The following is a 13745-nucleotide window of genomic DNA, read 5'->3' as shown; positions in this document are numbered from 1 at the left end:
CAATGCCAAATTACAATATTCCATTTTCACCACCCGATATTACGGAAGCAGAAATTGCTGAAGTAGCGGATACCCTGCGTTCTGGTTGGATCACAACAGGTCCTAAGACAAAAGAACTAGAGCGTCGCTTGTCTCAATATACACAGACACCTAAGACCGTCTGCCTCAACTCTGCGACTGCCGCTCTTGAGTTGATTTTGCGCGTCTTGGAAGTGGGACCTGGTGATGAAGTCATCGTTCCAGCCATGACCTATACAGCTTCATGTAGTGTCATCACTCACGTGGGAGCAACTCCTGTCATGGTGGATATCCAAGCAGATACGTTTGAGATGGACTATGACCTGCTTGAGCAAGCTATCACTGAAAAGACCAAGGTGATTATTCCAGTAGAGCTTGCAGGGATTGTTTGCGACTACGACCGTTTGTTCCAAGTTGTGGAGAAGAAACGTGATCTCTTTACCGCTTCAAGCAAGTGGCAAAAAGCCTTTAACCGTATCGTGATTGTTTCTGATAGTGCCCATGCTTTGGGATCTACTTATAAAGGGCAACCAGCTGGTTCTATCGCTGACTTTACTTCCTTCTCATTCCACGCCGTTAAGAACTTTACAACTGCAGAAGGTGGAAGTGCCACTTGGAAAGCCAATCCAGCGATTGACGACGAAGAGATGTACAAGGAATTCCAAATTCTTTCCCTTCACGGGCAAACTAAGGATGCTCTTGCCAAGATGCAACTGGGTTCATGGGAATACGATATCGTCACACCAGCCTACAAGTGTAATATGACAGATATCATGGCTTCCCTTGGTTTGGTACAATTGGACCGCTACCCAAGTTTGCTAGAACGTCGTAAGGAGATCGTGAACCGCTATGATCGTGGTTTTGCAGGTTCTCGTATCCATCCATTGGCACACAAGACTGAAACTGTCGAATCTTCACGCCACCTCTACATCACCCATGTAGAAGGAGCGAGTTTAGAAGAACGCAATCTTATTATCCAAGAATTAGCTAAAGCAGGAATTGCAAGCAATGTCCACTACAAACCGCTTCCGCTTTTGACAGCCTATAAGAATCTTGGTTTTGATATGGCGAACTATCCTAAGGCTTATGCCTTCTTTGAAAATGAAATTACGCTCCCTCTTCACACTAAATTAAGCGATGAAGAAGTGGACTATATCATTGAGACTTTCAAAACAGTTTCTGAAAAAGTACTAGCTTCATCAAAAAAATTGTAAAAAAGTCTTGACAAAGAAAAAACAAAGTATTAAAATAAGTTCAACAAATCAGAAAAGTAACTATTTTTGATCTTCAGGGAGCCTGTGGTCATTGTGAACAGGTGGTTGGAAGTAGTGAAAGTGGGCTGATTTTAAAAATGAATTTGAAACAATGAAAATTCGGTGCGCACACCTTACAGTGCAACTTGTTGTTAGACAAGGCAGAGATGTAAAGGGGAATAGTCCCTTTATAATTGAGGTGGCACCGCGTTACCAACGCCCTCACACGGAAGTATATTCTGTGTGTGGGCTTTTTTCATATCTTGGAACCAATACAGAAAGAGGAAATTTTATGACAACTAAAGGTTATTTTGGACAATTTGGTGGTAGTTTTGTACCGGAGCCGATTCAGGCTTTGTTGGATGAGTTGGAAGTGACATTTGACAAGTACAAGGATGATCCAGAGTTTTTGGCAGAATTTCGTCATTACTTAAAGGACTATTCCGGTCGCGAAACACCACTCTATTTTGCGGAAAGTTTGACAGACCACCTAGGTGGCGCTAAGATTTATCTCAAGCGCGAAGACCTTAACCACCTTGGTTCTCACAAGCTCAACAACGTTTTAGGACAAATTCTTTTGGCTAAACGCATGGGCAAAAAACGAGTAATCGCAGAAACAGGAGCTGGTCAGCACGGTGTTGCGACAGCAGCGGCTGCAGCCAAGTTTGGTATGGCCTGTGATGTCTACATGGGGGCAGAGGATGTGGAGCGTCAACGTCTCAATGTTTTCCGTATGGAGATGATGGGAGCAACTGTTCATGCAGTTGAAACAGGGACTCGTACCCTCAAAGATGCTGTTGATGCAGCCTTTGGAGCATGGATGAATGACCTTGAAGCCTTCTATGTTCTGGGATCTGCTGTAGGTCCTCACCCTTATCCAACCATTGTTCATGAGTTCCAAAAGGTCATCAGTGAAGAATCTCGCCGTCAAATCTTAGAAAAAGAAGGTCGTTTACCAGACTACGTTATTGCTTGTGTAGGTGGTGGTTCCAATGCCATCGGTGCTTTTTCTCAGTATGTGGCTGATGAAGAAGTTAAATTGGTTGGGGTCGAAGCTGCTGGTCATGGACTTGATACAGACAAGCACGCAGCTACTATGACAAAAGGTAGTATCGGAATTGTCGACGGCATGAAGACTTATGCAGTCTTTAAGGAAGATGGAGAGCTAGCTCCAGTTTACTCTATCTCAGCTGGATTGGACTATCCAGGGGTTGGCCCAGAACACGCCTACTTCAAAGATTCCGGTCGAGTGGAATATGTTGCAGCGACGGATGAAGAAGCTGTTCAGGCTCTCCTTCTCCTCAGCAAGACTGAAGGGATTATCCCAGCGATTGAAAGTTCGCACGCTATCGCAGAAGCAGTTAAACGTGCACCGAAACTAAGTAAAGATGACATTATCATCATCAATGTCTCTGGTCGTGGAGACAAGGACGTAGCTGCTATTGCAGACTACCTAGAAGCTAAAAAATAAAAGATGGAAAAATTACAGTCTTTTCTCTCACAGAGAGCTTGTGGTTGCTGGAAACAAGCAGAGAAAGCTGTAAGGTTGGGTCCATCTGAAACGAGAGAAGAAAACATAATTCTCAAGGGAGTGCCCTTTATCGCACAGCCTGTTACAGGAGGTTTCTGAGACAGGAATGAGAGATAGGAGAAATCCTATAATTGAGGTGGCACCGCGAATTTCGTCCTCACGCAAGTTATTTTGCGTGGGGATTTTTCATACAGTCGCCACGGACTAGAAGTAGAACTGAAAGGGAAATTACAATGGAACGAATCATTCATGGAGATGTCTTATCACCAATCTTGGCTTATATGCGCCTAAAGGGGCAACACAAGGTTATTTTAGAAAGTATTCCGAGAGACAAGGAAACCGCTCGTTTTTCTATCTTAGCCTATAATCCAGTTTTTGAGATTAAGTTTGAAAATGGAGTTCTTTATCAAAATGGTCAAGTGATTGATCAGGATCCCTTAGATTTCCTTTATGAAGTGACTCATAAGAGCCAGCACCATTCAGATCTACCTTTTGGTGGTGGGGCAATTGGTTTTGTTGGTTACGATATGATTTCGCTTTATGAAGAAATTGGTCAAATCCCTCAAGATACAATTGGAACGCCAGACATGCATTTCTTTGTCTATGAGAGTTACATGGTCTTTGACCACAAGAAGGAAAAAATTCATGTCATCGAGGAGGCTCTCTATAGTGAGCGCAGTCAAGAAGCCTTGGAAGAAGCCTTGAACCAAGTGCTTGAGGAATTACGCATTCCTGCTCCAAATGAATTTGAAGACTTGGATCTATCTCCGTTAGACTTCAAACCGCATATCGCTCCTCAGAAGTTTGAGGAAATGGTGGAAATAGCTCGTGACTTGATTCGTAACGGGGATATGTTCCAATGTGTACTCAGTCAGCGTTTCTCAGCAGAAGTTACTGGAAATCCATTTGACTTCTACAGAAATCTCCGCGTGACCAATCCATCCAATTACCTCTATTTCTATGATTTTGGGGATTATCAAATCATCGGTGCTAGTCCAGAAAGTTTGGTTTCTGTCAAAAATGGCATCGTGACAACCAATCCGATCGCAGGGACACGACCAAGAGGAGCTACGGATGAAGAAGACAAGGCTTTGGCGACAGACCTGCTTTCGGATGAGAAGGAAACAGCAGAGCATCGGATGTTAGTAGACTTGGGACGTAACGATATTGGTCGCATCTCTGAAACGGCCAGTGTCCAAGTCACTAAGTATATGGAAGTGGAGCTTTTCCGTTATGTCATGCATTTGACCAGCGTGGTCAAGGGGCGTTTGCTTCCAGAACTCACTGCTATGGATGCCTTGAAAGCAACACTTCCTGCTGGAACTGTTTCTGGAGCACCAAAAATTCGAGCTATGAGACGCATCTATGAACTGGAAACAGAAAAACGGGGCGTATACGCAGGAGCAATCGGCTACTTGTCTGCGACGGGTGATATGGACTTTGCCATTGCCATCCGAACGATGATTCTCAAAAATCAAACAGCCTATGTGCAGGCTGGGGCAGGGATTGTCTATGACTCCATCGCCCAAAACGAATACCAAGAAACCATTAACAAAGCAAAATCTATGACTAGAATTGGAGAACTAAGACCATGATTTTATTAATTGACAACTATGATTCTTTTACCTATAACTTGGCGCAATACATTGGGAATTTTGCAGAAGTGCAAGTCTTGAGAAATGATGATCCTAAACTATATGAAGAAGCTGAAAAAGCAGATGGTCTGGTCTTTTCTCCGGGTCCTGGTTGGCCAGTTGATGCTGGGAAAATGGAAGACATGATTCGTGACTTTACAGGCAAGAAACCGATTCTAGGGATTTGCTTGGGCCACCAAGCCATCGCAGAAGTTTTTGGTGGTAAGTTAGGTTTGGCGCCAAAAGTCATGCATGGGAAACAGAGCAATATCAGCTTTGAAGCGCCATCTGTTTTGTATCAAGGAATTGAGGATGGCCGTGTGGTCATGCGTTACCACAGTATTTTGATTGAAGAAATGCCAGAAGAGTTTGAAGTGACAGCTCGTTCAACTGATGACCAGGCCATTATGGGAATTCAACACAAAACTCTTCCAATTTATGGCTTCCAGTACCATCCAGAAAGTATCGGAACGCCTGACGGCTTGTCTTCTATTCGGAATTTTATCGAGAAGGTTGTAAAGTGAGGAAACTAGGATGAAAGAGATTATTGAAAAATTAGCAAAATTTGAAAATTTATCAGGTGTGGAAATGACGGACGTTATTGAGCGTATCGTAACTGGGCGTGTAACTGAGGCGCAGATTGCTTCTCTCCTCTTGGCCCTTAAGATGAAGGGGGAAACACCTGAAGAGCGCACAGCCATTGCTCAAGTCATGAGAGGGCATGCTCAACATATTCCAACTGAAATCCATGATGCTATGGACAACTGTGGTACTGGTGGGGACAAGTCCTTCAGCTTTAATATTTCGACAACTGCAGCCTTTGTCTTGGCTGGTGGCGGTGTTCACATGGCCAAGCACGGTAACCGCTCGATTTCTTCTAAATCTGGATCTGCAGATGTCCTCGAAGCCTTGGGCATTAACCTAGACCTTAAACCAGCTGAACTAGGAAAGGTCTTTGATAAGACTGGCATCGTCTTTCTCTTTGCTAAAAATATGCACCCAGCCATGAAATACATCATGCCAGCTCGTTTGGAACTAGGAATTCCAACGATCATGAACTTAACTGGTCCCCTGATTCACCCAATGGCCTTGGAAACCCAGCTTCTTGGAATTAGTCGTCCAGAACTTCTAGAAAGTACAGCTCAGGTTTTGAAAAATATGGGTCGCAAACGTGCTATCGTAGTTGCTGGACCAGAAGGACTGGATGAGGCTGGTTTGAATGGAACAACTAACATTGCTCTTCTTGAAAATGGCGAAATTACCTTGTCAAGCTTCACTCCAGAGGATTTGAGCATGCAACGCTACGCTATCGAAGACATTCGTGGAGGCAACGCTCAGGAAAATGCAGAAATTTTGCTCAGAGTTCTCAAAAATGAACCAAGTCCATTCTTGGAAACGACAGTTTTAAATGCTGGTCTTGGTTTCTATGCTAATGGTAAGGTAGATAATATCAAGGATGGAGTTGCCTTAGCTCGTCAAGTGATTGCTAGTGGCAAGGCCCTTGAAAAACTCAGACTGTTACAGGAGTACCAAAAATGAGTCAGGAATTTTTAGCACGAATTTTGGAGCAGAAGGCGCGTGAGGTTGAGCAGATGGAGCTGGAGGAAATCCAGCCCCTGCGCCAGACCTATCGCTTGGCTGACTATCTAAAACAACACCAAGACCGTTTACAGGTAATCGCAGAAGTCAAGAAAGCTAGTCCTAGTTTGGGAGATATCAATCTCGATGTGGATATTGTGCAACAGGCCCAGACTTATGAAGAAAATGGAGCAGTGATGATTTCTGTTTTGACAGATGAGGTTTTCTTTAAAGGGCATTTGGATTATCTGAGTGAGATTTCCAGTCAGGTACAGATTCCAACGCTCAACAAGGACTTTATCATCGATGAAAAGCAAATCATTCGAGCTCGCAATGCAGGTGCAACAGTCATCCTGCTTATTGTGGCCGCCTTGTCAGAAGAACGTCTCAAGGAACTATATGACTACGCGACAGAGCTTGGTCTGGAAGTTTTAGTGGAAACCCACAATCTAGCTGAACTAGAGGCAGCTCACCGCCTTAGAGCTCAAATTATCGGGGTCAATAACCGCAACTTGACCACATTTGAAGTTGACTTGCAGACCAGTGTAGATTTGGCTAAACATTTCAAAGATGATTGCTTGTACATTTCTGAATCTGCTATTTTCACAGGGCAGGATGCGGAACGAGTAGCACCATACTTTAACGGAATTTTGGTAGGGACAGCTCTTATGCAGGCAGAAGATGTAGCCCAGAGAATCAAGGAGTTGCAGATTGACAAAGGTTAAAATTTGCGGATTATCTACCAAAGAAGCGGTGGAAACAGCTGTTTCAGCAGGAGCAGACTACATCGGTTTTGTCTTCGCACCTAGTAAAAGACAGGTGACCTTGGATCAGGCTACTGAGCTGGCAAAGCCCATTCCTGCTAATGTTAAGAAGGTTGGCGTATTTGTTTCACCAAGTCGGGCAGAATTGCTAGAAGCGATTGAAAAAGTTGGCTTGGACTTGGTTCAAGTTCACAGTCAGGTGGCAGATGATTTGTTTGAGAATTTGCCTTGTGCCAGTATTCAGGCTGTGCAGGTAGATGGAGAGGGTCATGTACCCAATTCTCAGGCAGATTATCTCCTCTTTGATGCCCCTGTGGCTGGGAGTGGCCAGACCTTTGATTGGGGTCAACTGAATACGATTGGACTAACTCAGCCTTTCTTTATCGCAGGTGGGCTTAATGAAGACAATGTCGTAAAAGCAATTCAACATTTTACTCCCTATGCAGTCGATGTATCGAGCGGAGTGGAGACAGATGGACAAAAAGATCAGGAAAAGATTAGAAGATTTATAGAGAGGGTAAAGAATGGCATATCAAGAACCAAATAAAGATGGATTTTACGGAAAATTCGGTGGACGTTTTGTCCCAGAAACATTGATGACAGCAGTTTTGGAGTTGGAAAAGGCTTATCGTGAAAGTCAGGCAGACCCAAGTTTCCAAGAGGAATTAAACCAACTTTTGCGCCAGTATGTGGGGCGTGAAACTCCTCTTTACTACGCAAAAAACTTGACCCAGCATATCGGCGGAGCCAAGATTTATCTTAAACGTGAAGACCTTAACCATACAGGGGCCCACAAGATTAACAATGCCTTGGGACAAGTTCTTCTGGCTAAACGCATGGGCAAAAAGAAAATTATCGCTGAAACAGGTGCTGGTCAGCATGGTGTAGCAACTGCAACAGCTGCAGCCCTCTTTAACATGGAATGTACCATCTTTATGGGTGAAGAAGATGTCAAACGCCAAGCCCTCAATGTGTTCCGTATGGAACTTTTGGGAGCCAAGGTCGAGGCTGTAACAGATGGTTCGCGCGTGCTCAAGGACGCAGTCAATGCGGCCCTTCGTTCATGGGTAGCTAATATCGATGATACCCACTATATCCTTGGTTCTGCTTTGGGACCTCATCCCTTCCCAGAAATTGTTCGTGATTTCCAAAGTGTCATTGGTCGAGAAGCTAAACAACAGTATCGCGATATGACAGGTCAAGATCTGCCAGATGCCCTAGTAGCCTGTGTTGGTGGCGGTTCTAATGCTATCGGGCTCTTCCATCCGTTTGTAGAAGATGAGACAGTAGCCATGTATGGGGCTGAAGCAGCTGGACTTGGTGTGGATACGAAGCACCATGCAGCTACCTTGACCAAGGGTCGTCCGGGTGTTCTTCACGGTTCCCTCATGGATGTGCTCCAAGATGCCCATGGTCAAATTCTTGAAGCCTTCTCGATCTCAGCAGGTTTGGACTATCCTGGTATCGGTCCAGAACATTCTCACTATCACGATATCAAACGTGCCAGCTATGTTCCTGTGACAGACGAGGAAGCCTTGGAGGGATTCCAACTCTTGTCTCGTGTGGAAGGGATTATCCCAGCCTTGGAATCTAGCCATGCTATCGCTTTTGCAGTGAAATTGGCCAAAGAACTTGGACCAGACAAATCTATGATAGTCTGCCTATCGGGTCGTGGGGACAAGGATGTGGTTCAAGTCAAGGACCGCTTGGAAGCAGATGCAGCAAAGAAGGGAGAAGCTCATGCCTAAGACACTAACAGAAAAATTGAACGCTATTAAAGCAGCTGGAAAAGGAATTTTCGTTCCCTATATCATGGCTGGAGACCACGAGAAAGGTTTGAATGGACTAGGTGAAACAATCCACTTTTTAGAAGATTTGGGTGTCTCTGCAATTGAAGTGGGCATTCCCTTTTCAGATCCTGTTGCAGATGGACCTGTTATCGAAGAAGCGGGCTTGCGCAGTCAAGCCCATGGAACTTCTACTCAGGCTTTGGTTGAAACCTTGAAAACCATTGAAACAGAGGTGCCACTGGTCATTATGACCTACTTCAATCCCCTCTTTCAGTATGGTGTGGAGAACTTTGTCAAAGACTTGGCAGATACAGCGGTTAAGGGCTTGATTATCCCAGACCTACCCCATGAGCATGCTAATTTTGTAGAGCCATTTTTGGCAGATACAGACATGGCTTTGATTCCTTTAGTTAGTTTGACGACAGGGATCGAGCGCCAGAAAGAGTTGATTAAAGGGGCAGAAGGCTTTGTCTATGCCGTTGCTATCAATGGGGTGACAGGGAAATCAGGCAATTACCGTGCAGACTTGGACAAGCACTTGGCACAATTGCATCAAGTGGCCGAAATTCCAGTATTGACAGGATTTGGCGTATCTAGTCAAGCTGATGTAGAACGTTTCAATGCGGTATCGGATGGCGTTATCGTTGGTTCGAAAATTGTAAAAGCTCTCCACCAAGGAGAGCCGATTGAGGACTTTATCAAACAAGCAGTAGCTTACCAAAAATAATCACGCAAGCAGCGAGCAAGAGGAAAGGCACGAAAGGAAGTCTTTCCTTTTTCTTTTGGAGGAGAAAGGCCAGGATACCTATCGCCGAAGCAAACTGAATCAATATTAGCAACTCTGTCACACTAAAGACAAGTGCACAAGATGATAGGAAAAGAAAATCTCCTGCGCCCATGCGAATATCGATAAAATGAGCCAAAATTCCAAGGATAAGGAAGAAGATCATGACCAGATTCCAGCCAGAGCAGGACATTAGAAACAGATGAAAGACAATCCAGACCAGTAAGGGATATTCCTGATGGCGCAAGTCGTAGATGCCCAAGGTCAAACCAGCAGTGATTAGGATAACTTGTCCCAAGGAAAGTGATCCCCAAGAGTAAACCAGAAAGAGGAGACCTAAGCCTAGTTCAAAGAGGGCATACCAGAAAGGATAAGGAGCCTTGCAGTAGCGACAGCGAAAGCAATTGAGCACCTGCGAGAGAATTGGAATCAAATCTAAGGGACGCAAGCGAGTCTGACAGGAATCGCAGTGACTATCAGGACTGATAATGGATTTCTCTGGGAAACGGTCAATGACCAAACCAAGAAAGGAAGCGAGAATGCTCCCGACAAGAAAAAAATAAATATCAATCATACTTATCTATTCGTAAAAAATAGGAGAAGTAGTATAATGGAGAAACATAGACAAGATAGTGAGGTCAAGATGACAATTCGTTTTGAAGAAAAGGTGAGCACAGAAAACGCTCAATTCGTATGTCAATGGTCTAACTCCCTCGGCAAATCCTTTCAAGAACAATGGATGGGGACAATGATTCCTTTTCCCTTAACAATTCAAATCTTGCAAGATTTGGACGGAATCTTTTCAATCTTTGATGGACAAGAGTTTGTGGGGCTTATCCAGAAAATCAGACTAGAAGACAGAAATCTACATATCGGGAGATTTTTTATCAACCCCCAGAAACAGGGGCAGGGCTTAGGTAGCCAGGCTTTAAGGAAATTTGTTAGTTTGGCCTTTGAAAATGTAGATATAGATAGTATTTCTCTAAATGTCTACGAGGCAAATCAAACAGCTCACAATCTTTACCAAAAAGCAGGATTTGAAATCGTTCAAATGGTTGAGACACCTGTACGGAAATACGTTATGAAAAAGAGTAGATAGAAAGCAAAAAAGCCTTGGTTCCCAAAGCTTTTTAATGTTATAAACTCATTAAAATAACTCCCAGTTAGATTTGGAATATTTTTTATTCTGTGTCATATAAAAATAAATAGAATGAATAGCTATAGCTAGAGCTAAAATGGTTGTAATACTTACTACTATTATAGGATTAGAAGCAAAGATTAAAGAGAGAATCAAGGCAGCCAGATAGAGTGTAGCTTGGACACAGTAGTAACTTTTCGAATAGCGAAGATAGTGTTTGTTATAGGGCCCATTTGCTAGGACAGCAGCTTGGAAGAGGCCAATTCCGATATAAAAGAAGCTGGTTGCAAAGAGAAGATTAGTTTCAGGATTCAGAAGAAAACTCATCGAAACGGTCATCATAAGAAGTCCAATGAAAATAGGATAGTGACTGTAAATTAGAAATAGTCCCTTTTGATTAGATTCTTCATCAATAGCATGGTCGAATTGACCAAAATAAAACAAGAACAGAGAAAGCATAATAATGAAATAAAGAACCGAATAAATCGAGAAATTCTCGATTGTAAAGAAGTTAGCTAGCTCCATAATCATCTCTCCAAACGTAATAATGACAAGAAGGGAGATGCGCTCGATTAAATGGGGGAGATTTACCTGGTAATGCTTATCTTTACTAAGCAAGATAATTGGCATAATAAATGTTAGCAGAATACTAGCAAATAAGATAGGGACTCCAACGTAAATAGGAAGAGGAGCTACTAGATAGACTCCTAAACTTCCTAGACCTGTTATCCATAGAAAACCTTTGATACTTTCCCGATTAACATTATCGGTTGATTTTCTAAAAAATTCAACCAAATATTGTAAAAATAAGGTAAAGGTTAATGTACCAATAGCCCAACAGAGATAATGAAAATATTGTTGCCAATCAGGTCCAATCATATTGGCTATAAAGAGTAAAAGTCCCATTTTGATAAACATGATTACCATGTTAAATAAAGAGTTCTTTCCATAGCGATTGGTATAGACGGTTTGAATCATCCAGGAATCGGTGAGAAACAAGACAGCTATGAAAAAATCAAAGAAAGAATTCCAAGTCAAAATACCGTTATGAAGATGGTCAATTAAAGTAGTTACTTTTGAAATTGCAAAAACAAAAACTAAGTCATAAAAAAGTTCTGAAAATTCTACACGTTTATGTTTAATAAGAGTTGTCATCTTAAGACTTTTCTATTTTAGAAGTACGATTTATTATAACAGAAAATGGTAATGAGAGAAAAGGATATGCTTAAATAACTTCATGTGACGCGAATGAACTGCGCCACAAAAGTTAGGTTTTTTCTGTCTAACTTTTGGGGTGCAGTTCAGAAGGGGTGTTTTTTCTATCGTTTTTTAGTGCTAAGACTACACAAAAATGCCTTGTAAATCAAGGCTTTTTCCTGTTGTATTTAGATGCCCCCTACAGGGATTTGGAAAGGACTTTCATATTGAGAGCAATTAAAAATATTGAAATATAAGTGATTTTAGGTATTTTCAATGTCATGATTTAAAAATGGGACAAAAGTGGGGCAAAAACCATACAGATTCTAAACTGTATGGTTCTTTTTTTATCTAACCAAGAAAGGTTAAAACTTATTAAAACAAATGCAATCAACTGTTGAAAACTTTTTAGTCCGTGTAATATAAAAACAAGTAAAAAGTTGAACTATAGGGAATATTGTGTCATAATAGGTAATAGATGAATAATTAATAGATTGGAAATAATGCTTTCTTACCTTAACAAGTTGAATTGGTTATACATTTTTTCGTCGCAATTGTGTCTATCTCTCGAGTTTAGCTAGTTTTTATAAGCTCTGGTTTCTAATCAATATAACAAATTTTAGAAGTGCATAAGACAAGATGGTGACATTACTACAGTCATTTCTAGTCACCATATGTTGCTGGCACAGGCTGTTTGTAGTGTTGGCTATTTACTAGTCAGTTTAATCGGAGTGTTTAATTTTTATTGTTGAAAGGTTTTTATATGGCGAAAATTCTATCTTTAGGTCTGACAGGTAAGAAATTACTTGCTCAGGGGTTCTTGTTTGTTCTGCTAGGTCTCATCTTGATGGTCACGGGGACTTGGTTGCCAGTAAAGGTTATTCGACTGGTTCTGTTTTTAGCTTGGATAGCAACGGTCTTAGATTTAGTATTACGTATTTTCAAAAAAAGTCAGTCAACGGACACCTTGGGAGTTGCACTGGTTAAATTGTTAGTGCTGGGATATTTGCTTGGCTCCAATCTTGCGACGGATGTGCCGATTTATATTTTGGCTCTTGTGATTGGAGTTTATCAGATTTTTCATGCTAGTATTAACCTTGTCACCTATGTTCTCTACCGCAAAAACAAAATTCGACCTCGTTTTCGTCTCTTACTAGATGGACTCGTACTAGTTTTTCTTGGTGGGACTAGTCTTTTGTCCTCTACAGGAAATTCTGTCTTTCAACTCTTTGTATTAGGGGCTTATTTTTTCCTTTATGGTGTGTCCAATATCCGTGATGGTTTCTTGTTTGAGGAGGAAATTGGGAAAAACCATCTCAAACGTCGTATTAGAATTAGCTTACCTATTGTCCTAGCCGCTCTCATCCCTGCAAGAACTTTAGCAAAAGTTAACAAATTTATGCTGGAAAATGCTGATGAGGAAGAAGATATCCATCTTGGAATAGTGAAGTCTGGTAAGACAGCGGAGCTTGAAATTTTTGTTCATACAGCTGAGACCTCTCTGTTTTCGGCAATTGGTCATGTGGATATCTGCTATCAAGGCCGTGTTATTTCTTATGGCAACTATGATCCGTCTTCTGAGACCTTATTTGGCATGGTAGGAGATGGTGTCTTATATTTCTGTGATCGTGACAAGTACATTGACCTATGTAAACGTGAGAGTCAAAAAACGCTTTTTGGTTATGGGATAGATTTGACGCCTGAAATGGAAAAAGCAGTTCAGAAAAAGTTGGCTGAATTGAAACAACTGACGATTCCATGGGAGCCAAGTGCAGATAAAATCATGACAGGTGATGGTAAGGAAGACTACACCTACGCTTATAAAATCAGACATGAGACAGATGGGGAACTTTATAAATTTATCAAATCTAAGTTTAAATCCTACTTTGTCTTATCTACAAACTGTGTGCTCTTGGCTGATACCATAGTCGGTCAGGCTGGCACCGATATCCTCTCACCCAAAGGATTTATCGCTCCAGGAACTTACCAAGCCTACCTTAATCGAGAGTTTGAAAAACCAAATAGTATAGTCGTATCTAAACATGTTTATTAAGGAGA

At 42.0% G+C, this 13745-nt stretch carries 13 protein-coding genes and 1 other annotated feature; of the genes, 11 read left to right on the top strand and 2 right to left on the bottom strand.

Features of this window, described 5'->3' with window-relative positions; genetic code table 11:
- Positions 1-2: 2 nt before the first annotated feature.
- The 9 genes from QM409_RS04425 to trpA all read left to right on the top strand — a co-directional run bounded on the left by QM409_RS04425 (position 3) and on the right by trpA (position 9295).
- Complete coding sequence (locus QM409_RS04425; RefSeq protein ID WP_020903539.1) at positions 3-1232, top strand: DegT/DnrJ/EryC1/StrS family aminotransferase; 1230 nt, start codon at positions 3-5, stop codon at positions 1230-1232.
- Positions 1233-1563: 331 nt separating this feature from the next.
- Positions 1564-2742: a tryptophan synthase subunit beta gene (trpB, locus tag QM409_RS04420; protein WP_000208439.1), complete on the top strand. Its 1179-nt coding sequence runs from the start codon at positions 1564-1566 to the stop codon at positions 2740-2742.
- Positions 2733-2964: a binding site (T-box leader), on the top strand. It overlaps the preceding gene by 10 nt.
- 71 nt (positions 2965-3035) lie before the next feature.
- Positions 3036-4397, top strand: a complete 1362-nt coding sequence (gene trpE / locus QM409_RS04415) for an anthranilate synthase component I (protein WP_000439614.1) — start codon at positions 3036-3038, stop codon at positions 4395-4397.
- A complete protein-coding gene (locus tag QM409_RS04410; RefSeq protein ID WP_414305158.1) occupies positions 4394-4960 on the top strand; it encodes an aminodeoxychorismate/anthranilate synthase component II in 567 nt (188 codons plus the stop codon). Before trpE ends, QM409_RS04410 begins: the two co-directional genes overlap by 4 nt.
- 10 nt (positions 4961-4970) lie before the next feature.
- The gene (gene trpD / locus QM409_RS04405; RefSeq protein ID WP_414305159.1) at positions 4971-5975 is read left to right on the top strand and encodes an anthranilate phosphoribosyltransferase; all 1005 of its coding nucleotides are present in this window, start codon (positions 4971-4973) and stop codon (positions 5973-5975) included.
- Positions 5972-6739: an indole-3-glycerol phosphate synthase TrpC gene (gene trpC / locus QM409_RS04400; RefSeq protein ID WP_414305160.1), complete on the top strand. Its 768-nt coding sequence runs from the start codon at positions 5972-5974 to the stop codon at positions 6737-6739. Before trpD ends, trpC begins: the two co-directional genes overlap by 4 nt.
- The gene (locus QM409_RS04395; RefSeq protein ID WP_020901643.1) at positions 6726-7325 is read left to right on the top strand and encodes a phosphoribosylanthranilate isomerase; all 600 of its coding nucleotides are present in this window, start codon (positions 6726-6728) and stop codon (positions 7323-7325) included. The genes trpC and QM409_RS04395 overlap by 14 nt, the downstream gene beginning before the upstream one ends.
- Positions 7303-8526, top strand: coding sequence for a tryptophan synthase subunit beta (gene trpB, locus QM409_RS04390; protein ID WP_084930285.1), 1224 nt, complete (start codon positions 7303-7305; stop codon positions 8524-8526). The genes QM409_RS04395 and trpB (QM409_RS04390) overlap by 23 nt, the downstream gene beginning before the upstream one ends.
- On the top strand, positions 8519-9295 hold the full coding sequence (trpA, locus tag QM409_RS04385; protein ID WP_084930284.1) for a tryptophan synthase subunit alpha: 777 nt from the start codon (positions 8519-8521) through the stop codon (positions 9293-9295). Before trpB (QM409_RS04390) ends, trpA begins: the two co-directional genes overlap by 8 nt.
- Here trpA and QM409_RS04380 read toward each other — a convergent pair.
- Positions 9267-9926, bottom strand: a complete 660-nt coding sequence (locus QM409_RS04380; protein ID WP_084930283.1) for a prepilin peptidase — start codon at positions 9924-9926, stop codon at positions 9267-9269. The two genes, trpA and QM409_RS04380, sit on opposite strands and share 29 nt — an antisense overlap.
- 69 nt (positions 9927-9995) lie before the next feature.
- On the opposite strand from QM409_RS04380, the gene QM409_RS04375 reads away from it, so the two are divergent.
- Complete coding sequence (locus QM409_RS04375; RefSeq protein WP_414305185.1) at positions 9996-10451, top strand: GNAT family N-acetyltransferase; 456 nt, start codon at positions 9996-9998, stop codon at positions 10449-10451.
- Between the two features lie 48 nt (positions 10452-10499).
- Here the strand turns inward: QM409_RS04375 and QM409_RS04370 are convergent, their stop codons facing one another.
- On the bottom strand, positions 10500-11645 hold the full coding sequence (locus QM409_RS04370; RefSeq protein ID WP_414305161.1) for a low temperature requirement protein A: 1146 nt from the start codon (positions 11643-11645) through the stop codon (positions 10500-10502).
- An 805-nt stretch (positions 11646-12450) separates the two neighbouring features.
- Between QM409_RS04370 and QM409_RS04365 the strand changes: the two genes are divergently transcribed.
- Positions 12451-13740, top strand: coding sequence for a hypothetical protein (locus QM409_RS04365; protein WP_004256070.1), 1290 nt, complete (start codon positions 12451-12453; stop codon positions 13738-13740).
- The last annotated feature ends 5 nt before the right edge of the window (positions 13741-13745 follow it).

It is taken from the genome of Streptococcus mitis (assembly GCF_047465045.1).
Lineage (GTDB): Bacteria > Bacillota > Bacilli > Lactobacillales > Streptococcaceae > Streptococcus > Streptococcus mitis_DT.
The sequence above is the reverse complement of the archived record's forward strand: the minus strand, read 5'-3'. Positions and strand labels throughout refer to the sequence as shown.

Bases quoted from the DNA above. Each gene is read 5' to 3' on its own strand.
- trpB (WP_000208439.1), top strand. From the start codon at position 1,564: ATGACAACTAAAGGTTATTTTGGACAATTTGGTGGTAGTTTTGTACCG.
- QM409_RS04410 (WP_414305158.1), top strand. From the start codon at position 4,394: ATGATTTTATTAATTGACAACTATGATTCTTTTACCTATAACTTGGCG.
- QM409_RS04425 (WP_020903539.1), top strand. From the start codon at position 3: ATGCCAAATTACAATATTCCATTTTCACCACCCGATATTACGGAAGCA.
- trpB (WP_084930285.1), top strand. From the start codon at position 7,303: ATGGCATATCAAGAACCAAATAAAGATGGATTTTACGGAAAATTCGGT.
- QM409_RS04375 (WP_414305185.1), top strand. From the start codon at position 9,996: ATGACAATTCGTTTTGAAGAAAAGGTGAGCACAGAAAACGCTCAATTC.
- trpE (WP_000439614.1), top strand. From the start codon at position 3,036: ATGGAACGAATCATTCATGGAGATGTCTTATCACCAATCTTGGCTTAT.
- trpA (WP_084930284.1), top strand. From the start codon at position 8,519: ATGCCTAAGACACTAACAGAAAAATTGAACGCTATTAAAGCAGCTGGA.
- QM409_RS04380 (WP_084930283.1), bottom strand. From the start codon at position 9,926: ATGATTGATATTTATTTTTTTCTTGTCGGGAGCATTCTCGCTTCCTTT.
- QM409_RS04365 (WP_004256070.1), top strand. From the start codon at position 12,451: ATGGCGAAAATTCTATCTTTAGGTCTGACAGGTAAGAAATTACTTGCT.
- trpC (WP_414305160.1), top strand. From the start codon at position 5,972: ATGAGTCAGGAATTTTTAGCACGAATTTTGGAGCAGAAGGCGCGTGAG.
- QM409_RS04370 (WP_414305161.1), bottom strand. From the start codon at position 11,645: ATGACAACTCTTATTAAACATAAACGTGTAGAATTTTCAGAACTTTTT.
- trpD (WP_414305159.1), top strand. From the start codon at position 4,971: ATGAAAGAGATTATTGAAAAATTAGCAAAATTTGAAAATTTATCAGGT.